Source organism: Bacillus sp. FSL M8-0350, from assembly GCF_038593345.1.
GTDB classification, from domain to species: domain Bacteria; phylum Bacillota; class Bacilli; order Bacillales; family Bacillaceae; genus Bacillus; species Bacillus safensis.
In genome coordinates, this window is the sequence record NZ_CP151985.1 from 2,909,047 (window position 1) to 2,929,593 (window position 20,547).

The following is a 20,547-nucleotide window of genomic DNA, read 5'->3' on the forward strand; positions in this document are numbered from 1 at the left end:
CTTACTTCACCTCCACATTGAAATAGAATTTTTCTGCTGCATCTACTGGTTGAACCGCTAAATCGATGATAAATCCATCACGATCTTCATTGAGCCCGATTACGATATCTGTTTCTGAATTAAAGCCTGTAATGCCGCTGCCATCTTGAAGCTGTGTGAGATACTGGGTAATCAGTGTTTTCACAAGCTGTACTCCATCATCTGATGCTGGAATGTCATTGCCATTGGCTTTGCGTAATTTAATCAGATTTTTTAATTCGAATGTTAAATCATTGTTGATCGCATCAAGCACACGAATGATTTTGTTTTTCGCCATTTGCTGGTTCTTTTCAGCTGTGAAGCTTGTCAAGGAGTTAATATCTTTTTCAACACTCACGGTACGATCTCTCGCATCAAAGGTGAAAAGGAACTCCCCTTGCGATAATCGGTATTCTACTTGATCATTGTCAAGACGTTCTAATGTATCGACCGCTCCTTCGTATTCAACAAAGGTCAGTGACTGATTGAAATTTGCTCCGGCACTTGCACCTGCGACCCATGCTGTTGTTTGAGCAGGTGTTAGTTCGGTGCCATCTTCGAGTACAACACCGCTTGTCACATTGATGATTCCTTCTTGGTCCGCTGCATAATTAGCCACAACCCCTTGCACCTTACGTCCTTGCTTATCACGTAGACGCTCGATAAATGAAGCGAAGGTTGCTTTTAATTGCTCACTATTATCGACTGGAAGAGCAATGACATCGAAGTATTCTGTTTCTGCTGCTTCTAGGAAAGCTGTATAATCTGCGACACTTGCCACGCCGTTTTTCCCGCCGCTTAGTGCCACACCAGCTGTGATAACAGCTTCACCTTCACCAGAAAATTGAACGTATTTGTTTTTCACAAGATCTTTCACATCAGTGACAACCTGTTTATCCACAATGTCTGTTCCAAGATAAGTGATCACATCGCGTTTTGCGCTATCAAGTACATTTTCTGCGACTTGTACTGTGATCTCATTTCCTTTTTGGCCGCCATAATTTGCTGTGACGACAAAATTTTCAGCAATTTCGGCTTTGGCCGGCTCTCCTTCATTGAGGCGGTAAAGCAAGACTGTTTGCGCTTTTTTCTTTGCTTCACGGAAAAGAAGAAGTGATTTATCATCAATGTTGAGTCCAACCTTTTTATTTAAATCTTCCATATTTGAAACGGAAATAAAGGTTTTTGGTTCTCCCCAGCTCATCACAAGAGGAAGTGCCACCGTACCTCGATCGCCTAAAGTAATTCGCTGCTCTGCTGTTGTTTTAAAATTAAAGTAAATGCCAGGACGCTTTTTCTCTGTACCTGGTGTAAAAGTGCCTCCGTTCATCCTTTAAACCTCCTTGGACAAAAAAGCATCAATGTGCTTTTTCGCTTCTGTTTTTGTAATTGGTTGATGTTTGATATAAAAAAGAGCCCCTTCAAGGATTTCTGGTTTGACCCCAAAAAGATCCTTACTGTGCTCCTTCAAGGCTTCAAATGAAAAGCCAAATTCTTTTTCTTCGCCGGCTGTTTGAGCAGGCTGAGCATGTTTAGTCTTGCTCACGTTTGATCACCCCATCTGAAAAGTTGATGTCTTCAAGGCTTGCCTCTTTGTCGCGGTTATACCAATAGCTGCTATCCCACGTCAGGACAATCGCTGCTACGCCTTGATCTATCATTCTTGTTTCCACTCTTTTTATGCGGACATAATCATCAAGCACCTCTCCGTCTTCACTCATCATCTGAATGATTTGACGATCAGCAAGCAATGCATCAACAATTGTTTCTGCCGCATCATGTGCTTTTTCTGTATCAATATGAAAGACTTTCACTTGCAGCGAATAAGATTTCATAAAGGTAGAGACCGTATCTGGACCACTGATCACTGTTACAGGCGGCACATAAACGGATGGCACTTGAAAGCGTTCTGGCAAAAGACGATCATACATTGTCACAGGAAAGTGTGTGTAGATATAATGCATGATTGCCCCGACTTCTTGATTCATTCCATCACCTCCCAAAATGTCGATCGAACCAGCTTTGCAGCTTTCGATCCAGCGACTGTTCAAACATTTGCTCATAGAGCATGACAGCATGATCCCAGTAGCCATTTCCATCAATCCATTGAGAGGCAAGCATCATTCCGGTACTTGCATTCGGATCATATTCAAATCGGCTGCCAGTCCATCTGCCAGGCACCCATCTTCGCTCTCCACTTGAAGAAGTGGCATGTCCGTCATTGACATAGGAGGCATATTCAAGCTGCGTTCCCACTTCAAGTGTGAGACCGCCTTTTGATATGAGAAAATGATTCTCCTTATCGCCTTGTGTAAAGGAACTAAGAAGCCGGCCTGTATCGACAGCATTCTCCTTGATTAATTCATCCTGAATGATGTCTAAAAACTGCAGGCCCATGTCCTTCAGCCAATCTTGATATTCTGCCTTTAAGCCGCCATCAAACGCTGTCTGCAGCTGTGAGAGCAGCCGGTCAAGTCCATCAATTTTCATAGATTTTCCTTCCTGACTGCCATCACTTCGATGTGATGATTTTTCACTTTTTTAGGCTGCTGTAATTTGAGTGACACACCATTCCACACCATTTTGTCATGCAAGCGAATATCACTTGCTAAAGGAAAATGGACAAGATAGGATTGATAAATGACTGTATTCGGCTCTTCTTGCACAAGTGACTGGTTCTTTTCTATGACATAACAAGCTAGATCGGCTAGGCTGGGAGCATCGGGATAGGAAAGTGTCATTTGTAAATCATCAGCTGGAATTCCAAATTTCCCGCGGGCAGACTCCTTATGCTCAAGGTGAAAAAGATCACAGCGGTCTGTTAATAGAGATTGATAGCTCATAATGATCTCACCTTTAGTTTGGCACTGCCGCCGGTCAATGTTGGTTCAATGTAATCTACAAGCAGGGCATATACATAAGGTCTGCCCTTCACTTGATCAGCTGCCTTCGCATATGAATAATCGCCCATTTTTTCTGACGTAAAGCCTTTCATCATTGATTCATCATCATTCAGCATGGCAAAATATTGGGCCATTTTTAATAATGCGATTCTTGCTTTTTCAGGGAGGGGCTGATATTTTTCGCTTGAGAAATCGTGACCTACGATCTGAAATACCGCAGCTTCTGCTTCGATAATATCTGCTGTCAGTCTTTCCACAGATCGATTTTTCACACGATCAAATACAGAATAGGCTTGCAGTTCTTCAGCAGAAATGATCATGGCCTGCCGTCACCTACTCTTTCACTTTCATCACTTTTGCTACAGCATCCTCTTCCTCAAATTTGCTGTCTAGCTTCGCTGTGAGGACAATAATAAATTTACGGCTGCGAATATCTTTTTCTACTTCAATTCGAATATTACGAGAGAAACCTACGATAATATTTTTAGGGTGTGTCAACAAAATATCTGATACGTCTGTTCCCGCTTCGTCATATGGCTGCATATTGGCAAGACCTTTGACCGGCACACCAAATGCAGAAGAGAGTCCGCCTTGAATGGCCGCATCTCCAAGGCCTGTCTGGCGGTTTGCTACTTGATCCTTCCATTCAACTTCTAAGCTTGGGGATGTGTAGAAACGGAAATCCTGAGGTACACGTAAATATTTTGACGGCATCGCTTTATAGGCTTGCTTAAACATTTGGCGGCTGATTTCCGCTCCGTTTGCATCTACGATATGAGAGACTGCTTGTTTTCTCACGCCATCCATTTGAGCTAAAAATGGATCTGCTGAAGTCGTATCGCCATTGACGATGAGCTCTTCAATGTCAACGGCTGCTCGTTCAGCGAGCATTTGCATAATCGTCTGCTGAATGCCGTCTTTCTCAATATTGTTTTCAATGCTGTCATAGGTCATATGAATCTCTGCGATGACCTCTTTCGCATTTAGCTGGACAGTGCTTGTCGCTGGGACAACACGGTCTTTCGCATCAAGTGCTTTGCCTTCTTCTGCTGGGCGCAAAATACGCTGGCCAAAGCCGATTTTTTCGATTTTTTGTGAATCACTTTCCATTGGAATGATACGTGCATCATTTAAAACGGTTGGTGTATTTTGCATCATTCTAATGAATGTGTTGGATTGGGTGGCGTTCATGAGACCGCCGGTTTTTAAGCTGGCAAGTGTCATTTCGGCCTTGCGAATCAACTCTTGATTTCTCACACTGTTTCCTCCTTATTTAGGCTTATAGTAAGCCATCCCATATGGGCTTTGTACTGTCGTTTTGTGTATCGTGGATTGTTTGTTTTGACATACCGCGCGCTTTTTCAAGCATGTGAATCCGCTCTGAAATAGGCAAAAGCTGCTGCTGAAGCACTTGCTCAAGCGCTGCTTTTTCTCTGCTGGCTGATTTCTCTAAGGAAGAAAGCTGATGACGAATCGGTGCAACGACTTGCTCAAGCACCTTTTGGACAGGTTCTTCCTCTGTTTGATCTGTTTCCTGCTGTTCTGCCTGCTGTAAGACGTGTTCAATGGCCATTTTTGCTTTTTCAAGCTCTTGTACTTGCTCCGTTGTCAGAGCGGCATCTTGTTTTTGTACGGAGGCTGGCCTTTCACCAATCGTTTGAAGCACATCCTCTGTCTTCAAAATGTCCTGCACGATTGGCAGCAATTGCTCAAGCGCTGATCTTACACCCGCCTCATCACCATCACTTGACTGTAAGGCTTCCAGCAGATGATCTAAAACGCTCCAAAATTGTTGTGACATGTTTGCACCTTCCTCTTTCAAAAAGAAATTTTTCAGCAAAGAAAAAAGCCCTCTCTCATTCGTGCTTTGAGATAGGAGCTGATCTTGTTCTTCTATTGCTACGATGTCTGCCGTTCCAGCCATTGAATACCCTGTAATGTGGCCTTTCTGGATTTGATCCCAAATCTCTTGGGAAGCCTTTGTTACAAGTACCCAAGATCCTTTTCGAATCAGCTCACCGCCTACCTCAAAATCAGCGGGGGCAATGTATGATTCAACAACCTCGCCCACACCATGTTGAAAATCATGCTGCTTGTCAATGCGGCGGGCATCCTTCATAAAACCATGTGCCGCTCTTTCAATTTCTTTGGCAGACATAAAGTCTTGGTGTGCATCAGGTGTATTCGGTTCATACACGACACCATACACAAGACGATGAGCATCTTCTGCCTTTGTCAGCACACTAACCTCCTTTTGAAAATCAGGCTGGCTTTTCTTTGCCTTCATCAAAAAGAATTTCTTTTTGTTTGCGGCTCTGTCCACATAGGAAACATGCGTAATTTTTGCGTTTTTTAATTCTCTCGGCATATGTTCACCCCCTTTCAAAAAAGCGCATGCGCTTCGGTTTATTTCTTCAGCTGATTCGCCTCTCGTTGAGGCTCTTGTTCGGCTGATGTCATGCGGCTTTCTAAAGGTCTGTAATAGAGATCCTCCGGCCATTCCTCTAACGTTTTCCCAAGGATACGTCCTGCTAGATCTCGCAAATCGTTTGGTGACACTGCCCCAGCCTGAATAAACGGTGTCAGAACCTTGGCAATCTCTAATGGATCTCTAAAGTCAGGACCATTTAATAGGAAACGAACATGCCAAATATCAAGATCCGGCAAGAAAAGGGTATTGAGCTTTCCTGTGATGAGATGCCGTTCAGGCTGAAATACCTGTTCTTCTGTTGTTTTTCGCGCCGTATCGGCTGTCGCTTTGTTATAGTCTTGAGACTCACCTGTGTAAATAGGCGGCAGGCGAAAAGCAGAGCGGATTTTGTTTCTTGTTTTTTCATCGTATTCTAAAAAGAGTGCATCTTCTTGCAAGATCTCTGCTAGGGATTTGAAGTTCACTTTGACATTTGAGACATCTTCTTCTCCAGTTAACCCTTTTTCCGTCGGGAGACCTTCGACTTCAAGCAATAGAAATTTATGTGCATGATCAGAGCCTTCGATATCGTCCATATAATCCTGAAGCTGCTGATAGGAAGACTCAGACAGCATTCCATTTTCGACAATGATGGCACCAGGTACATGCCGCCCTTGTTTAAAATAAAGATAGTTCAACTCTTCTGCCTTGCGTGCCCCATACATATTGACGATGTTGCCAATCCAGCGGGGAATCCCATACGTTCCACTGCCGATTTTAAAATGAATCACTTCTGTTGCGCGCAGCGGCTCTGGGGTGGTGTCATCGTATTTGCCTGTTTCACAATGTAAAATGCGCGGATCACCATACTCCTTGAAAAAGACTTTCTTTTCATTGATCACCTGCACATATTTACGGAATCGTTTCTTTCGATTCATTGTTTTCAATTCGCCGTTTTCTGTATACCGGAATTCAACATCAACTGGCTCACTAAGCTTGCAAATACGGATATGGAGCGCATCTAAATACTCGATTCCTGCCGGCTTTCCCTGACCATCTCGGAGAACCTCTAAAAAACCATTCCCCGTTTTCTCCCGGTCTTCGATGACATAGCCAAGCACCACATCAGCAGACTCATCATAGTTCATGTATTTCGTAAACTCTTCAAGTCTTGTCCATTCCTTCTCTGCTGCTTTCTTTTTTGCCGGTTTCACACCTTCTGCATTAAAGTCAAAGGCATATTCTACACCAAAACCAAAGCCTAAAATATTGGTCTTATACGCATCAATACATTGCTGAAGAATGGTTGAATATTCTGCCATGCTTTTTAATTCATTGATATTGTAAGGCGGGGGAACAATATCATCTTTTTCGTAGGAAAATTCATCTGCATACATTTGTTTTGTATGATCAGACATGTTTGCCTTCATAATGGTTGCTTTCAATTGTTTCATTGTATGGACCTCCTCTCTCTGTTTGGACGGACACGCTCTGAGGCGGTCTGTTTCAAATCTGTCACTTCATAATCATCCAGCGCATACCAGATGGCTGATAAAGTGTGCGGATCGATTTGAAATTCATCTTCCTCTAGACGTCCATCCTTATCTGCCTTATAGGTTAGTGATTGAAGTTCATAGATGGTATATGGACAAGCATCAGAACAAATAATTTTCTTAAACCGTTTGATTTTTTTTGTATACTGCAAACGTGAGCCTTGGAACTTATGTGCCGCTACCATTTGAAAGCCGCGCTGCCGAAAATAGTGAATGGTTTTAGGTTCGGCTGCGTCAGCTTTAATCAGTTCCTGTGATTCAATGAACTCTTGCAGGTCAGTGGCTGTTTCATCATCTGTTTTCCCGCGGTCGTAATATTCCCAATAAATATATAAGTACTTTTTTTCATGATCGACAGCTAACCGAATGAGCGCATTGTATGATTCAACAAATCCAAAATCCATGCCTGCTCGTTTCAGCGGTCTGTCAATCTGCTGAATGGCTTCTAATACATCAGAATGGCTTCTCACCTCAAATTGAGGAAAAACCTTTGTGCCATTAATGCCGAAATACCCCTTCCTCGCAATACGATAGAGATCTGTGTCATACTCTTTCAGCTCATCCAGCTGCTTCACGTAGCTTTTAGGAAGGAATAGGTTATCTTCCGCCGTGGAGTGATGGTAATACGTATCCTTGATGACAACGGTTCGCTTTTTGTATAATGTTTCGTCATCTAAAACAAATCGCTTCAGCTGTTCATCTCGAAAAAAATGTCTGTACGTCCAATTATCCTGACCAACAGGATTGGTCGATAACATCATATAAAGCGGTAAGGACGGATGCCTCAGCCTTCCAAGCAACTCTTTAAAGCCTTCATAAGAAACCTCTGAACATTCCTCAATCCAAATGATCGAGATGTTGTTGATCGATTTCAATTTTTCAGGCTTGTCCAGTCCTTTAAATAAGATGCTGCTGCCGTTTCGAAACGTTAGTGCAAGCGGCGAACTTCGGCACTTCACCACGTGGTCGATGCCGAGGTCGCTAACGATTTCTTGTAATAAAGAAAAGGTTGATTCGCGGTGCGTATCATACACCTCTCGAATGACAAGTGCTGTCCGCTTTTCTTCCAGCAGTTTTAAGACAAGCTTTAAAGCAATGTGATAGCTTTTGGAGGAGCCATAGCCTCCGACTAAAAATTGAAACTTTTGATTCCAATCGAATAGAAAGTGTTCAAAGTGAGGATTGACTTCTTTTTCAATCAATGGCGTCATGAGTCGTCCTCTTTTCGCTTGATCATGATTTGAAGATCTTCCTCTTTTTCTTCACGCACTGCCTTTTTTGTTTTTTCGATCGTCAGTTCAATTTGCTTCAGCCTTAATCTTCGTTCATCCTTTGCATGTGCGAGCTCTTCAAACTGTTTTATTAGACGCCTGAGTTCACCCATTGCACGGGATTGTGCATTTAAAAACGTGGCATGCCGATCCCATGAAAACTGAAACGAGTATTCTTCTGAGGTCATGTCTAGTTCTGTCTGAATGCTTTCGCCTGTTTCTTCTAATGAAGAAGGCATGTATGCCGCCTTTTTCAGCTCTTTGATCATGTCCTCCTGATCTGCTACATACATGATTCGCTGCGCCCGAATAATGGCTGCATATTGAATTTGAATTTGGTCCCAGATTAAATCAAGCGATGTGCGTCCATCCATTTTCTCCATGATTTCAATCGTTTCATCTGAAAGAAATTGATTGAAAATCGAGTGTGCTTGCTTTGACGAAGTTTTTTGTCTTTGCCATCCGTATCGTCTTTTCCACGATTTGACGGTATGGATCGAGACATTGTAATGATCAGCAATTTGCTGGTACGTCATCCCCTTCATATAATCCTGCTTGGCCTCTATCCGTTTATCTTTCATTTACATTCACCTGCCGCCTCCTTTTAATTCGAATGATTCCCCCTGAAGGAATCATTTGTGTAGGGCTAGCAAACATTCGTTTGGTCTTTCTAACTATAGGTGGCAACTGTAAGACAAGCTTTAGCTGATTTATTTTTGAACAGAAAAAACACCTATTCAGCAGCTCTGAATAGGCGTTCTTGTACTTTTTTGGACATCTTCGTCCGCGCTCTTTCCATATGTTTTTGGACAGTTCCTTTTTTGACATCCAGCATAACCGCAATCTCGCTAAACGATAACCCTTGTGTTGTGTGCATAAAGAATACGTCCTTTTCTCGATCTGTTAAAACAGACAAAGCTTCATCAATTCGTCTTTTGTCTCTCTCACTGACTTCTCTTTCTTTCTCTTGAATAAGGGTATATTCATGTGATAAAGCCTCTAACACTTCTGGATTTGCGAGAATGGTACGCTGATAGACTGAACGTCTGTCTAATCCTCTGCGCGCACCTGGCTCTCTTCCGATTTGAAGCCATTCTACTACGTATTCCAGATCGCTTACCATACTGGCGATCATTTTTTTATCATGCTTGTCTTGAACGGACAGCTGATGTTCTTCTTTTTCTTTAAATGGTTCATATTGTTTTCTAGCATTCTTTAAAGCTCTTTTATATTCAATGAGTAAATCTTGCATATTGGCTCTCTCCCTTTTTTTAAGAAAATAAAAAACGGACACCAATCAAGCCCCCTTTTAGCAGGGTCTTGATCAGTGTCCGCAGGCTTTCCGTCTTGGACATAATATTGTGCTTTGATGTGTTCAGTCAGTTAGCTGATTTTAAAACCAATCTCGTGATCTACTCTTGCAAAATGACCTTTTGCCGTTTGAATAATGGTTTTTCCATGTTCAGGTACATCCATTTTATAAGCCGTTCCTACATTCCCATCTAACACGATGACTTGAATTTTTCCTTTTTCCATCTCACCGACAAATGTTTGGTTTTCTTGAATGAATAGTTGTTTTGGCTCGTTCATATGTTTGTCTCCTTTTTTGGTGATGGCCTCGTGCCACCACCTACCGTATTGATAATGATTTCAACTCTTGGACACATACTATAAAACTGGGAAACTCTTAAATCGACCATCTGCAGAGGGACTTCATCAGCTATAGAATGAAGTGCTTCTTGAATATGCTGTAGATTCGGCTGAAAGATGCTGACGTGTACTGGGCGTATCAACCCTTTTTCTGCGTATGTACGCTTTTTTTGGCAGTCAGCTATGTCAAACGGCATGTGATCAAATAAACGAATTTCAAGTGATAGTGCGCCTTTTAATTTTTGGGGGCATTGCCCTTTTGCAGCTGATCGTATTCTTTTCATCAATGTCTCTTTTGTTAACAAATGCTCATGTTCAATCATTAAATGGATGACCATGTTATGATCTCCCGTCATCCTTTGACCACTGGCGGATGTCTTGTTCGTTTTTACTCGCTTTGAGCAAGCATTTCAAAAATGTCATGATTTGCTCCCATCGTTTCACGTTGCCCTGATTCCTCCTTTTTTGTATCATCGACCTTAGCCTCCAGGAGGGTCATATATGTCTCTTTCTCTTCTGCTGTGGCAAAAACAAACATCGGTTTCTGACGATGAAAGGCGATCCAGCCGCCAGCTTGGTCTAAACAAAGCTGCGCTTCTTTTCTAGCATCAAACGTCAGCTGATGTCTCATCTTCTTCAGCTCCCTCCAAGCTGTCCTCAATTTCTGTTTGGTATCCATATCGTTTCATGTCATATAACCAATAACTTTTTGGATAACCAAAGTCACTTATCTGAGTCACCATTGGATGTTCAATATTCATTCTGTTCGTCTCCCCTTTTCTAAGAACCGATCTTCTCTTAAACAATTACTCTTTTCGTGTAACTTTTGGCCAAAAAAAAGCTCTTGAACCCCGGTATTCAGCAGATCTGCAATATGCTTTGCTATTTCTAAGCTAGGCTTCGTTCTGCCCATTTCGATATTCGCATAGCCGCTTGTGTACTTATATCCCAATTTTTTCGCCATATAGGTTTGTGTTTTACCTTGCAATATGCGCTCTTTTCGTAAATTTTCAAGTTTCATCTGTCCACCTCTTACTCAATATGTGTAAGTTATATTCATTATGATAATATACACGTAACGAGTAAGTCAATCACATTTTTATTCTTTTTGTGTATTTATTTATCTTTTCCGTGTAATTCATGATAAAATTTACTCATAACATGAAAAAAGGTGTTTCTGATGGATAATTTGACTGGGAAGATTCTAACTGAATTAAGAGAGAAGCATGGATGGAGCAAGTCAACAGTTGCTAAAAAACTCGGATTAAAGGCAATGTCCACTTATGCAAACTGGGAATACGGCTTGAGAAAACCCGACGGTGAAATGATTGTGAAAATTGCCGAGTTATATGGGGTCTCAACCGATTATCTTCTCACAGGTAAGGACAAAGGCAGGCCCGATGACGATCTTGCAGACGATCCTGATTTGCAAATTGCGTTTAAAGCAGCCTCAGATTTTTCCGAAGAAGCACGAAGACAAACCATCGATTTTATTAACTACATTAGAGAGAAAGAGAAGCAAAAAGGTCGTCAGCCAAAAAAGCGTGACGACCATTGATCATCTCTTTTCATCTGCTTTACGCTGGGACAAACCCAGCTTTTTTTATACCTCTTTTTCCCTTAAAAAAGAAATAGCATATGAATAAAAAATCATGTCTTTTTCAACAAATATGTGACAATTTTCACCATAATTACTCTTTTTTTCATATATATTAATTGACAAATAATTCTATTATTATTAATATATGTATATACCAAAAAAAGGAGTGTTACCGATGAAAAAATTCATGAAAATCTGTACATTGTCTTTAGCTGCTGTAGGTGCTCTTACGTTCTCTCAAACTGAAGGTGCTCATGCAGCTGCACAGCCAAAAGAACCAGTCATAGCAAAAGCTCCTATTATGAATAAAGTAATTACGGTGAACCGTACACTTTCTGTAGGTTCTTCAATCGCCGTCTCTCTTCCAGCAAGCCAAATTTCTGTGTCGGGTGCAACGTATGCGATTCAATTAGATCAAACAGCTCCAAACTTCACTTGGATTCGCGCTGTACAACGCGGTTCTGTAACAGTTTCCTACTATAATTCACTAGGCGAGCTTGTGATTAACTATATTACTGTTCGATAAACAATCTAGCTTTACATATCTAAAGGCGATGACATGAAGTCATCGCCTTTTGGTGTTTAGAGTTGGTTTCATCTGAAACATGATTGCCAACATCCGCTCAATATGTTAACTTTTAATAAATATAAGTTAACATATTGAGGGGGCATTCATGATGAGAGAGCAGCTGTCTTTGTCTTGGGAAGCAATAGCGGAGAAGGCGATGAAAAATGAACCGATCACGGCGCAAGAGGGTCTAGACATTCTTGAAGCTGACGATAGAGAATTGTTACCTATTATGCATGCAGCCTATCAAGTGCGATTTCATTTTTTTCAAAAAAAGGTGAAATTAAATATGATTTTTAACGCGAAAAGTGGATATTGCCCTGAGAATTGTGGATATTGTTCACAGTCGATGATTTCAAAAGCACCAGTTGAAAGATATACAATGCTTGATCAAAAGACCATTGTAGCTGGTGCGCGTGAAGCTCTCAAAAGAAAAGCCGGGACTTATTGTATTGTGGCAAGCGGGAGAGCGCCTTCTCATAGGGAATTAGATGAAGTCACAGCAGCAGTCAAGGAGATCACTGAAACGATGCCTTTGAAGGTGTGTGCCTGTCTTGGGTTATTAAATGAAGAAAAAGCGAAGCGGCTGAAGGAAGCGGGTGTTCATCGGTATAATCACAATATCAATACACATCATGATCATCATGCTCATATTACGACAACTCATACATACGATGACCGCGTGTCGACCATTGAGCAGGTCAAACAGTCTGGCATGTCACCTTGCTCAGGGGTCATTATTGGAATGGGTGAAACCAATCAGCAAATTGTTGAAATGGCTTTTGCGCTCAGAGCACTTGATGCGGATTCAATTCCAGTCAACTTTCTTCATGCCATCGAAGGAACACCGCTTGAGCATCAAGAACGGACACATCCGATCAAAGCATTGAAAGTGCTGGCAATGATGAGATTTGTCAACCCAACAAAAGAAATTCGGGTATCCGGAGGTAGAGAGTTTAATTTACGGACACTCCAGCCGCTCGCACTTTATGCCGCAAATTCCATTTTTGTTGGTGATTATTTAACAACAAAAGGCCAGAAAGTCCAAACGGATCATCACATCATTGAAGATTTAGGGTTTGAAATAGAAGAATGTGCGTTATAAAAAAAGTCTGCCGATTCACCGGCAGACTTTTAAGATTAGAATCTTTTATGAAAATCGACAGTTCCGCTTCCATCTTCTCGGTCAAAGCTGCCGACAAACGTCCAGTTAATATATCCACCGTCGCCATTATTGACAAACGTACCATCTTCAAATACCCAAATACCAAACGTAATACCGTCATATTCAACACTATCATAGTAAACAACATTGTTCAGACCGCTAAAGTCGTGGTCTTGGCTTAAGTTTTGGACAACTACGTTGTAGTTTTGACCTGCTTCATAGAACGCACTGTATGCTGCATTTTTTACGAATCCATCACGATTTTGAGATGACTTTACTGCTTGTTCAATTTTATCGGCAATGGCTACTGGATCAATTGAGACACTTCCATCAACACCTGTTGTTGTAGCAGCTTCAGCCGTTTGACCAAAAGTCGTAAGAGATAGAGGGGCAGCAATCATTGACGTAGCGATGACAGAACCAACAAACATTTTGCTTGTTTTTCTCATTATTTCTAACTCCTCCTTTAATTGGTATGTTTATGTACTACCCCTTCATCTGTCTCTTAAACACTAATTTATGAAAAAAATTCTTATTCTACCAATTAAGAGGGTATTTTTACTGTTTAATTAGGCGAAATCACAAAAAAACTACTCTTATAAAAGAGTAGTTTTTTCAGATTGTTGACAAAGGGCTAAAATGATGTTTATTTTAGCTCTTTGTCTTTTTTTCAGCGTGATAGAAAACCTTTGCAGTCTAGGAAGGACGAGCACTGGCGCGGAGCGAATTTGACATTCGTGAGCACCAGCGCGCAGGACTGACAAAGAATGCGAGGGTTTGTCTACACGCTGAAACTACTCTTATAAAAGAGTAGTTTACAGTATTACATGAACAGGATAAATAAAATCACACCTAGGATAATTCGGTATATCGCAAAAGGCACCAGTTTGATTTTATTGATCAGTTTTAGGAAGAATCGAACAACAAAGAGAGCCACAACGAACGCACTCACAAAGCCGACGATAAAGAATGGCAGCATGTCCGGTGTTAAATATTCGGCATTTTTCACAAGGGTTAACAAGCTTGCTCCTGCCATAATCGGCATCGCCATGATAAATGTAAAGTCTGCCGCAGCACGGTGATTCAAACCAAGAATAACCCCGCCTGCGATCGTCGAACCTGAGCGCGAAAAGCCTGGCCATAATGCTAAACATTGAAACAGTCCAATATAAAGAGCTTGTCTGTACGTCATGTTATCGACAGAGCTTGTTTCTGTTTTTCGTTTATTGATCCAGTCAGCGACAAGCATCAGCACTGCCCCTAAAATCAAACCGACAGCGACTGTTCTGACGTCAAATAAGTATTTATCAATATAATCTTCAAATAAGAATCCTAAAATGACGGCTGGAACAAGTCCAACTGCAATTTGGGCGATGGTCAGTTTATGCCCGCTGCGCTTTTGCTCTTCTGTGATATTTTTCTTTAAGCCCAATAAATTTAAAATACGATCTTTAAACACGATCATAACGGCTAAAATTGAGCCTAACTGAATCACGACTTTAAATGTGTTGGCCGCTTCTGGCGTAATAATTTCCTTTGATTTTAACCAAAGATCATCGACAATAATCATGTGACCTGTAGATGAAACAGGTGCGTACTCTGTTAATCCTTCGACAATTCCTAAAACCAGTGCCACGAATAAATCCCATAGATTCATGATTTTCTTTCCTTTCAATTCTGATCTTTTGAACACGCTAAACATCTATGTCCACATAAAGACAAGCTTCCTTCATCGAAAGCTCGTCTTTATGATACTATATTTTTTTCAAAAAAAGATTATGACATCAAACCTTTTCTTCTTTATACAAATTGGACCGCATTTTGAACCAATCAAATAAGTGAGTCGTGATGACCTTCAGAACGGCATACGTCGGAATAGCGACAATGATGCCGACCACGTTGAACAATTTACCAGCTGTTAATATAACAAAAATAATCGTAATGGGATGAATATGAAGGTTTTTCCCCATCACCTGAGGAGAAATGAATTTCCCTTCAACGAGCTGAACCACTGTCCAGACTATAATGAGTTTTAACAGCATTACTGGTGACGTCACAAGTGCAATCACAATCGCTGGTGTAATCGCAATTGTTGGACCAAGGTAAGGCACTATGCTTGTACATGCAGCAATGATAGCGAGCAGCAGCGCATAGTCAAGTCCAATGATCATATAACCGATTAACAGAAGAACACCGATACAGAAGCTGACAATGATCTGTCCGCGAATATACGAGCTCAGACGGTGGTTCATTTCGTGAAGCATGATATGTGTATGTTCCCTCATTTTACTTGGGAAAAATTTCAATAGATAGTCAGGCAGCTTTTTGCCGTCTTTTAATAGATAAAACAGAATAAACGGCACAGTCACGATCGAGATGATGACTTCTGTGAGCGCCCCTAAGAATGTTCCTACACCGGTAAAGGTGCTTTCCAAAATCTTCGTCGCTTGACTGGATGCTTTACTTACTAATTCAGACACGTTAAAGTTCATCGAGTTTTGCACTTGATTAATAAAGTTACTTCCTGTTAATTGTCTAATTTGATCTTCTACCGTATCGACGTATTTCGGAAGATTATGAAAGAGACTCATGGTTTGAGCTTGTAAAAAAGGAATGATGGACACGATGGTCACTGTAATAATCCCAATAATGACAATATATAAAAGCAAAATGGAATAGATCCGCTTAATTCTTGCTTTCTCTAACAAGTTGACAATTGGATTTAATAAATAATACACGACCCCCGTTAAAATAATCGGTAAGGCAATGGTTTTGACGAGTACAATGAGCGGTGTGAAAATAAATGATGTTTTCATGAAAACAAGGATATTCAATCCAATTAATAACAGGACGAGTAAAAAGAGAACAAACTTGTTATCAAGAAAAAATTTTCTAAATCGACTGCTCCACATTTGCATAGAGTTCATATCGTTCCTCCAAACACGGGCTATTTTTATGAGTAAATTGTACACTACTTGATCATGATATGGTGGTCATTGTTTCAGCTTTTTTTTCCATTTTGCAATAGACATCACCCATACAATGAGAATCGGCTGTCCAATAAGCCTTATCCATAGCAAGGCTTGTTCTGTATCTTCTTGACCTGGAAATGGTATTCCCTCACGAGCAGCAAATAAGTTTGCAGGGAAAATGAGTACAAGATAGACAGCAATGGATTTTGCCGCTGTAATCCTGACATTTGGCAAAAGAAGCAGCACGGCCAGCAGCCATTCAAAACATGCAGTCGCATAGACCATTACATATGGAAATGGCCAGCCTGGCATCATGCGGGCAAAGCCGCTCGGCTCTATCACATGAAAAATACCAGCCGCTATGGTGTATGTACTTCCTATATGCAGGACGCGCTTCAAGTTTCCTCCTCTCCCTTCTATCCTGAGTATTACCCGAAGAAGGAAGAAACTACCCACTTTTCGTACATTTATATCCTTTATGTAAGACGTTTCAGCCTATATAAAGGTTTCATCCGCTTATCAATAAAAAGAATATTCTTTCATACAAACGCTTTCAAAGCATGTATAATCAGAGAAAAGCAGAAGGAGGGAATCACATGATTCGATTTGCTGTCATCGGAACGAACTGGATTACAGATCGGTTCTTACAAGCTGGTGAAGAACTGGCTGATTTTACATGTACAGCCGTCTATTCACGGTCCGCTGAAAAAGGACAGGCCTTTGCCGAAAAGTATGGGATTGATACGGTTTTTACGAACTTACAACAAATGGCGGAAAGTGATACGTTTGATGCCGTGTATATTGCGAGTCCAAATGCCCTTCATAAAGAGCAAGCCATGTTGATGATGGGGCATCAAAAGCATGTTTTATGCGAAAAACCATTCGCCTCTCATCGAAAAGAAGTGGAAGAAATGATTGCCGCAGCGAAAAAACATCAAGTGTGTTTGATGGAAGCGATGAAAACGACATTTCTGCCTAATTTCCTTCAAATCAAACAGCATCTTGATCAGCTTGGACCTATCAGGCAAGTGGTCGCGCATTACTGTAAATATTCTTCAAGATACGATGCCTATCGAAGCGGCGAGCTTCCAAATGCCTTTAAGCCTGAGCTATCCAACGGTTCTTTAATGGATATCGGGGTGTACCTCGTTTACCCAGTCATATACTTATTTGGTCTGCCGAATCAAATCACCGCAAGAGGCTATAAGCTTTCTTCTGGTGTGGATGGGAACGGTTCAGTCCTTTTACAGTATGACGGGCATCAAGCACTTCTTTTTCATTCTAAAATTTCAACGTCTCATTTATCGGCTGAAATTCAAGGCGAGGATGCCACCATGGTGATTGATCAATTCCACCGTCCTTCACGAATCACGATACACGACCGTGACGGACATCAAACTGACATCTCTCTCAAAGATGATCAGCCAGCTATGTCTTATGAAATCAATCATTTTATTGAGTGTATTCAGCAGGGAATGGGGCAGTCTCCTGTCAATACATTTGCCCTATCTGTTCAAACCATGTCCGTCATGGACGAAGCGAGAAGACAAATGGGTGTGTTGTATCCTGCCGACAGACAAAATGTATAGGGCATGAAATGATGAACAAAGGGCGAAATTTTTTTGTTCGCCCTTTGTTTCGTGTCAGTCGTTTATTTTGCGGCTAACACATCCGCAAATGCTTTCACATACGGCGGAAGGTCCGGCGGGCGTCTGCTGGAGATGAGGTGGCCATCTGTGACAACTGCCTCATCGAACCAGTCCGCACCAGCATTTGTCATATCGTCTTTAATACCTGGTGTACTTGTCACTTGTCTGCCTTTCAGGATTCCTGCTGATATCAGCACCCAGCCGGCATGACAAATCTGACCGATTGGTTTTGCCTTCGCATCAAATGTACGGACGATGTCTAATACTTCTGGATAACGGCGCAGTTTATCAGGCGCCCATCCGCCAGGGACTAGCACAGCATCATAATCATCAGCTTGAATGGAATAAAAATCTGCATCAGATACCGCCGGCACACCATACTTCCCGATGTACTCATGATTTGCTTTTTCACCTACAAGATGGACAGTCGCCCCTTCTTCTCTTAAACGCAGAACCGGATACCACAGCTCTAAATCTTCAAAATCATCGCTGACAAACGCAATGACCTTCTTATCTGATAAACGCATACTATCTCTCCTCTTCTTTCGATTTCCTCTATTGTACGAGATGTCCTCTTAAAAAGAAAAGCGGTTCCCCTTGAGGAGAACCACTTGACCTTATTCGCTGATCTTGAATTTTTTAATTAAATCACGTAATTCTTCCGCCATTTGGGAAAGAGTTGTGGATGAAGAACTAATCTCTTCCATAGAAGCAAGCTGCTCTTCAGCAGATGCTGCGATATCTTGGATGCTTGCTGAACTCTCTCTTGATACATCTGCAATTTCATTTACTGCTTTAGAAATTTGCTCAGATCCTTTCGACAGCTCGCGCACCGTTGTATTCATTTCATTCATTCTTGCTGCGATTTCCGCTGTTTGCTCATTTATTTGTGAGAAACTTTCTTTCGTTTGATCTGTAATAGTAAGACCACTTTTCACTTCTTCATTCACTGCTTTGAACATATTTTGAGATGTTTCGATTTCAGTAACGATTTCATTCACAAGCTTTTCAATCTCTTTTGCTGAATCCGATGATTGAACCGCTAGTTTACGCACTTCTTCCGCAACAACAGAGAAGCCTCTGCCTGATTCGCCTGCGCGTGCTGCTTCAATGGCAGCATTTAGTGCAAGTAAATTCGTTTGATCCGCAATGCCGTTAATCACGCCGAGGATGTTTGTGATATCTTTTGATTTATGCTCTAGCCCGTTGATCACGCCTTCAGCTTCTTTCACTGAATGGTCAATCGTCTTCATTTGGCCAACAGTCTGCTCCACAAGCTGTCCGCCTGTTTCTGCGACTGTTTTTGATTGAACAGATGACGCTGTGATGACATCAGACGTTTCGGCAACTTCGTTCAGTCCTTCATTCATTTGTTTTAAATGAACCGCGCTTTGTTCCACCATTTCGCTTTGATTTTCGTTGCCGTTTGAGAATGTTTCAATAGATGATGTGATATGTTCGGTTGCTTTAGTTGTTTGACCTGCGCTTGCCGTCAGTTCTTCAGATGATGAAGCAACATTCTCAACAGATGTTTGTACTGCTTGAATGACATCTCTTAGGGACTCACTCATTTCATTAAAGCTTGTGCCAAGCTGTCCAATTTCATCTTTTGAGCGGACATCAATTTTTTCTGTTAAATCTCCCTGACTGATCTTCTTCGAAGAAGAGACAAGAGTGGAAAGTGGTTTTGTAATGGAACGGATGATAAAGAAGATCAGAATCCCGCCAATGATAAGCGCGCCGGCTAAAATGATGGCGGCCATGTTAAAGACTGGCTGTGCAGCTTCTTCTACTTCACTGACAAACATCGTCCCGACAATTTTCCAGCCAGTCGCCTTGTTTGTGGTGAACTCCATTTGCTTTTCTTTTCCTTCAAACATATAGCTCATAGATCCGTTATCTTGTGAATACATTTTTTCTAACCATTCACCAGATAATTTTGTTCCTGCTTTTTTCGTTGGATGTGCCACATATGTACGGTCTGGACTTCCAATAAAGGCATAGCCTTGTTTCCCAATGTTAATGCTATTGGACTCTTTAACTAGATTCGCAATGTCTAGGTTCATCGCGATGACGCCTGATCCATCCTCTAGTTTTTTAGAAATGGTTACCACAAGTGTACCGGTTGAAGCCGTTGCATATGGTGCTGAAACAGACAGCTCACCGTTTTTCGCCCAGCCGTCTTTGTACCAATCCCGCTCAGTTGCGACATAACCTGCAGGCATTTTTTGATTAGGATATCTTGAAAACACTTTGCCGTCACTTGAAGCGACAAAAATGCCTTCTGTGTCATCATTCATACTCATGAACTGCTCAAAGCGTCCTTGAATATCGGTCGTTCCTTTTTGCTTGAGCTTTTTCTCCGTGATCCATTTGCTAAAGAAATCGGCTGCGTCTGTTTTCACTTTGACAACCTTCGTAATATTTTTATCTAGCTGCTCTACGTTTTCCTTTGCACTTTGCATAATTTGATCATTTAAAGAGGTGCTTGCCGTATGGTATGAAGAGAATGCCAATACAATGATTGGACATAAAAGAATAAATAAGAAAGAGAATACGAGCTTTTTTGAAATAGATGGCTTTCTGAAATACTGTATGAATTTCATAAAAAAGAAAACTCCTTTTAGTAAGATAGTATATATATCGGAAGTACTACTAGGTTCTTTACTTTTTTAACTTATTAAAGTCTAAATAAGTCCAAATTACCCAATTTATATGCATCGAATGGAAAAACACCTGACGTTTTGGCGTCAGGTGCTTAAGATTGTTGACAAAGGGCTAAAATGTT

General features: G+C 41.3%; 27 protein-coding genes. 4 read left to right on the top strand and 23 right to left on the bottom strand.

The window, feature by feature from the left end; genetic code table 11:
* Position 1 precedes the first annotated feature (1 nt).
* The 17 genes from NSS80_RS15315 to NSS80_RS15395 form a co-directional block, all read right to left on the bottom strand.
* Positions 2-1,348 carry a phage tail sheath family protein gene (locus NSS80_RS15315; RefSeq protein ID WP_044332541.1) on the bottom strand — a complete coding sequence of 449 codons (1,347 nt, stop codon included), beginning with the start codon at positions 1,346-1,348 and terminating at the stop codon, positions 2-4.
* Between the two features lie 3 nt (positions 1,349-1,351).
* Positions 1,352-1,564: a hypothetical protein gene (locus NSS80_RS15320; protein WP_034282476.1), complete on the bottom strand. Its 213-nt coding sequence runs from the start codon at positions 1,562-1,564 to the stop codon at positions 1,352-1,354.
* The gene (locus NSS80_RS15325) at positions 1,551-2,006 is read right to left on the bottom strand and encodes a hypothetical protein (RefSeq protein ID WP_024425901.1); all 456 of its coding nucleotides are present in this window, start codon (positions 2,004-2,006) and stop codon (positions 1,551-1,553) included. Before NSS80_RS15325 ends, NSS80_RS15320 begins: the two co-directional genes overlap by 14 nt.
* A 4-nt stretch (positions 2,007-2,010) precedes the next feature.
* Positions 2,011-2,508 (bottom strand): HK97 gp10 family phage protein, encoded by a 498-nt coding sequence (locus tag NSS80_RS15330; protein ID WP_317221873.1) that lies wholly within the window; start codon positions 2,506-2,508, stop codon positions 2,011-2,013.
* Positions 2,505-2,861: a YqbH/XkdH family protein gene (locus NSS80_RS15335; protein WP_144472307.1), complete on the bottom strand. Its 357-nt coding sequence runs from the start codon at positions 2,859-2,861 to the stop codon at positions 2,505-2,507. Before NSS80_RS15335 ends, NSS80_RS15330 begins: the two co-directional genes overlap by 4 nt.
* Positions 2,858-3,241, bottom strand: a complete 384-nt coding sequence (locus tag NSS80_RS15340) for a DUF3199 family protein (RefSeq protein WP_024423261.1) — start codon at positions 3,239-3,241, stop codon at positions 2,858-2,860. Before NSS80_RS15340 ends, NSS80_RS15335 begins: the two co-directional genes overlap by 4 nt.
* Positions 3,242-3,254: 13 nt before the next feature.
* On the bottom strand, positions 3,255-4,178 hold the full coding sequence (locus NSS80_RS15345; RefSeq protein ID WP_024425904.1) for a phage major capsid protein: 924 nt from the start codon (positions 4,176-4,178) through the stop codon (positions 3,255-3,257).
* Between the two features lie 22 nt (positions 4,179-4,200).
* Positions 4,201-5,289, bottom strand: a complete 1,089-nt coding sequence (locus tag NSS80_RS15350; protein ID WP_317221872.1) for an XkdF-like putative serine protease domain-containing protein — start codon at positions 5,287-5,289, stop codon at positions 4,201-4,203.
* A 38-nt stretch (positions 5,290-5,327) separates the two neighbouring features.
* Positions 5,328-6,785, bottom strand: coding sequence for a phage portal protein (locus NSS80_RS15355; protein ID WP_041115859.1), 1,458 nt, complete (start codon positions 6,783-6,785; stop codon positions 5,328-5,330).
* A complete protein-coding gene (locus tag NSS80_RS15360) occupies positions 6,782-8,083 on the bottom strand; it encodes a PBSX family phage terminase large subunit (protein WP_198527494.1) in 1,302 nt (433 codons plus the stop codon). Before NSS80_RS15360 ends, NSS80_RS15355 begins: the two co-directional genes overlap by 4 nt.
* Positions 8,084-8,091: 8 nt before the next feature.
* A complete protein-coding gene (gene terS / locus NSS80_RS15365) occupies positions 8,092-8,736 on the bottom strand; it encodes a phage terminase small subunit (protein WP_041115855.1) in 645 nt (214 codons plus the stop codon).
* 152 nt (positions 8,737-8,888) lie between these two features.
* On the bottom strand, positions 8,889-9,407 hold the full coding sequence (locus NSS80_RS15370) for a sigma-70 family RNA polymerase sigma factor (RefSeq protein ID WP_024423267.1): 519 nt from the start codon (positions 9,405-9,407) through the stop codon (positions 8,889-8,891).
* Positions 9,408-9,538: 131 nt separating this feature from the next.
* Positions 9,539-9,745, bottom strand: coding sequence for an XtrA/YqaO family protein (locus tag NSS80_RS15375; protein WP_024423268.1), 207 nt, complete (start codon positions 9,743-9,745; stop codon positions 9,539-9,541).
* Positions 9,742-10,143 (bottom strand): holliday junction resolvase, encoded by a 402-nt coding sequence (locus NSS80_RS15380; protein ID WP_317221871.1) that lies wholly within the window; start codon positions 10,141-10,143, stop codon positions 9,742-9,744. Before NSS80_RS15380 ends, NSS80_RS15375 begins: the two co-directional genes overlap by 4 nt.
* Positions 10,144-10,193: 50 nt before the next feature.
* Entirely contained in the window at positions 10,194-10,436 is a 243-nt protein-coding gene (locus NSS80_RS15385; protein ID WP_029707371.1) for a hypothetical protein, read from the bottom strand.
* A complete protein-coding gene (locus tag NSS80_RS15390) occupies positions 10,414-10,566 on the bottom strand; it encodes a hypothetical protein (protein WP_169737554.1) in 153 nt (50 codons plus the stop codon). Before NSS80_RS15390 ends, NSS80_RS15385 begins: the two co-directional genes overlap by 23 nt.
* Positions 10,563-10,826, bottom strand: a complete 264-nt coding sequence (locus NSS80_RS15395) for a helix-turn-helix transcriptional regulator (protein ID WP_317221870.1) — start codon at positions 10,824-10,826, stop codon at positions 10,563-10,565. The genes NSS80_RS15390 and NSS80_RS15395 overlap by 4 nt, the downstream gene beginning before the upstream one ends.
* A 159-nt stretch (positions 10,827-10,985) precedes the next feature.
* Between NSS80_RS15395 and NSS80_RS15400 the strand changes: the two genes are divergently transcribed.
* The 3 genes from NSS80_RS15400 to bioB all read left to right on the top strand — a co-directional run bounded on the left by NSS80_RS15400 (position 10,986) and on the right by bioB (position 13,078).
* A complete protein-coding gene (locus tag NSS80_RS15400) occupies positions 10,986-11,363 on the top strand; it encodes a helix-turn-helix transcriptional regulator (protein WP_024423272.1) in 378 nt (125 codons plus the stop codon).
* 217 nt (positions 11,364-11,580) lie between these two features.
* Positions 11,581-11,931: a hypothetical protein gene (locus NSS80_RS15405; RefSeq protein ID WP_024425911.1), complete on the top strand. Its 351-nt coding sequence runs from the start codon at positions 11,581-11,583 to the stop codon at positions 11,929-11,931.
* Between the two features lie 151 nt (positions 11,932-12,082).
* The gene (gene bioB / locus NSS80_RS15410) at positions 12,083-13,078 is read left to right on the top strand and encodes a biotin synthase BioB (protein WP_268414873.1); all 996 of its coding nucleotides are present in this window, start codon (positions 12,083-12,085) and stop codon (positions 13,076-13,078) included.
* A 35-nt stretch (positions 13,079-13,113) separates the two neighbouring features.
* Here the strand turns inward: bioB and NSS80_RS15415 are convergent, their stop codons facing one another.
* The 4 genes from NSS80_RS15415 to NSS80_RS15430 form a co-directional block, all read right to left on the bottom strand.
* On the bottom strand, positions 13,114-13,587 hold the full coding sequence (locus NSS80_RS15415; RefSeq protein WP_024423274.1) for a hypothetical protein: 474 nt from the start codon (positions 13,585-13,587) through the stop codon (positions 13,114-13,116).
* Positions 13,588-13,961: 374 nt separating this feature from the next.
* Positions 13,962-14,795, bottom strand: a complete 834-nt coding sequence (locus NSS80_RS15420; RefSeq protein ID WP_025094210.1) for an undecaprenyl-diphosphate phosphatase — start codon at positions 14,793-14,795, stop codon at positions 13,962-13,964.
* A gap of 127 nt (positions 14,796-14,922) precedes the next feature.
* The gene (locus NSS80_RS15425; protein ID WP_024423275.1) at positions 14,923-16,065 is read right to left on the bottom strand and encodes an AI-2E family transporter; all 1,143 of its coding nucleotides are present in this window, start codon (positions 16,063-16,065) and stop codon (positions 14,923-14,925) included.
* Between the two features lie 66 nt (positions 16,066-16,131).
* A complete protein-coding gene (locus NSS80_RS15430; protein ID WP_317221869.1) occupies positions 16,132-16,509 on the bottom strand; it encodes a hypothetical protein in 378 nt (125 codons plus the stop codon).
* A gap of 197 nt (positions 16,510-16,706) precedes the next feature.
* Between NSS80_RS15430 and NSS80_RS15435 the strand changes: the two genes are divergently transcribed.
* Positions 16,707-17,699 (top strand): Gfo/Idh/MocA family oxidoreductase, encoded by a 993-nt coding sequence (locus tag NSS80_RS15435; protein WP_034282511.1) that lies wholly within the window; start codon positions 16,707-16,709, stop codon positions 17,697-17,699.
* A gap of 62 nt (positions 17,700-17,761) precedes the next feature.
* Here the strand turns inward: NSS80_RS15435 and NSS80_RS15440 are convergent, their stop codons facing one another.
* Both NSS80_RS15440 and NSS80_RS15445 read right to left on the bottom strand, forming a co-directional pair.
* The gene (locus tag NSS80_RS15440) at positions 17,762-18,286 is read right to left on the bottom strand and encodes a type 1 glutamine amidotransferase domain-containing protein (protein ID WP_024423278.1); all 525 of its coding nucleotides are present in this window, start codon (positions 18,284-18,286) and stop codon (positions 17,762-17,764) included.
* A gap of 90 nt (positions 18,287-18,376) precedes the next feature.
* Positions 18,377-20,365: a methyl-accepting chemotaxis protein gene (locus NSS80_RS15445; protein ID WP_041115847.1), complete on the bottom strand. Its 1,989-nt coding sequence runs from the start codon at positions 20,363-20,365 to the stop codon at positions 18,377-18,379.
* Positions 20,366-20,547 lie beyond the last annotated feature (182 nt).

Coding starts and splice junctions, on each gene's coding strand:
- NSS80_RS15315 (WP_044332541.1), bottom strand. CDS start 1,348: ATGAACGGAGGCACTTTTACACCAGGTACAGAGAAAAAGCGTCCTGGC.
- NSS80_RS15325 (WP_024425901.1), bottom strand. CDS start 2,006: ATGAATCAAGAAGTCGGGGCAATCATGCATTATATCTACACACACTTT.
- NSS80_RS15330 (WP_317221873.1), bottom strand. CDS start 2,508: ATGAAAATTGATGGACTTGACCGGCTGCTCTCACAGCTGCAGACAGCG.
- NSS80_RS15335 (WP_144472307.1), bottom strand. CDS start 2,861: ATGAGCTATCAATCTCTATTAACAGACCGCTGTGATCTTTTTCACCTT.
- NSS80_RS15340 (WP_024423261.1), bottom strand. CDS start 3,241: ATGATCATTTCTGCTGAAGAACTGCAAGCCTATTCTGTATTTGATCGT.
- NSS80_RS15350 (WP_317221872.1), bottom strand. CDS start 5,289: ATGCCGAGAGAATTAAAAAACGCAAAAATTACGCATGTTTCCTATGTG.
- NSS80_RS15355 (WP_041115859.1), bottom strand. CDS start 6,785: ATGAAACAATTGAAAGCAACCATTATGAAGGCAAACATGTCTGATCAT.
- terS (WP_041115855.1), bottom strand. CDS start 8,736: ATGAAAGATAAACGGATAGAGGCCAAGCAGGATTATATGAAGGGGATG.
- NSS80_RS15370 (WP_024423267.1), bottom strand. CDS start 9,407: ATGCAAGATTTACTCATTGAATATAAAAGAGCTTTAAAGAATGCTAGA.
- NSS80_RS15375 (WP_024423268.1), bottom strand. CDS start 9,745: ATGAACGAGCCAAAACAACTATTCATTCAAGAAAACCAAACATTTGTC.
- NSS80_RS15380 (WP_317221871.1), bottom strand. CDS start 10,143: ATGGTCATCCATTTAATGATTGAACATGAGCATTTGTTAACAAAAGAG.
- NSS80_RS15385 (WP_029707371.1), bottom strand. CDS start 10,436: ATGAGACATCAGCTGACGTTTGATGCTAGAAAAGAAGCGCAGCTTTGT.
- NSS80_RS15390 (WP_169737554.1), bottom strand. CDS start 10,566: ATGAATATTGAACATCCAATGGTGACTCAGATAAGTGACTTTGGTTAT.
- NSS80_RS15395 (WP_317221870.1), bottom strand. CDS start 10,826: ATGAAACTTGAAAATTTACGAAAAGAGCGCATATTGCAAGGTAAAACA.
- NSS80_RS15400 (WP_024423272.1), top strand. CDS start 10,986: ATGGATAATTTGACTGGGAAGATTCTAACTGAATTAAGAGAGAAGCAT.
- NSS80_RS15405 (WP_024425911.1), top strand. CDS start 11,581: ATGAAAAAATTCATGAAAATCTGTACATTGTCTTTAGCTGCTGTAGGT.
- bioB (WP_268414873.1), top strand. CDS start 12,083: ATGAGAGAGCAGCTGTCTTTGTCTTGGGAAGCAATAGCGGAGAAGGCG.
- NSS80_RS15415 (WP_024423274.1), bottom strand. CDS start 13,587: ATGAGAAAAACAAGCAAAATGTTTGTTGGTTCTGTCATCGCTACGTCA.
- NSS80_RS15420 (WP_025094210.1), bottom strand. CDS start 14,795: ATGAATCTATGGGATTTATTCGTGGCACTGGTTTTAGGAATTGTCGAA.
- NSS80_RS15425 (WP_024423275.1), bottom strand. CDS start 16,065: ATGAACTCTATGCAAATGTGGAGCAGTCGATTTAGAAAATTTTTTCTT.
- NSS80_RS15435 (WP_034282511.1), top strand. CDS start 16,707: ATGATTCGATTTGCTGTCATCGGAACGAACTGGATTACAGATCGGTTC.
- NSS80_RS15440 (WP_024423278.1), bottom strand. CDS start 18,286: ATGCGTTTATCAGATAAGAAGGTCATTGCGTTTGTCAGCGATGATTTT.
- NSS80_RS15445 (WP_041115847.1), bottom strand. CDS start 20,365: ATGAAATTCATACAGTATTTCAGAAAGCCATCTATTTCAAAAAAGCTC.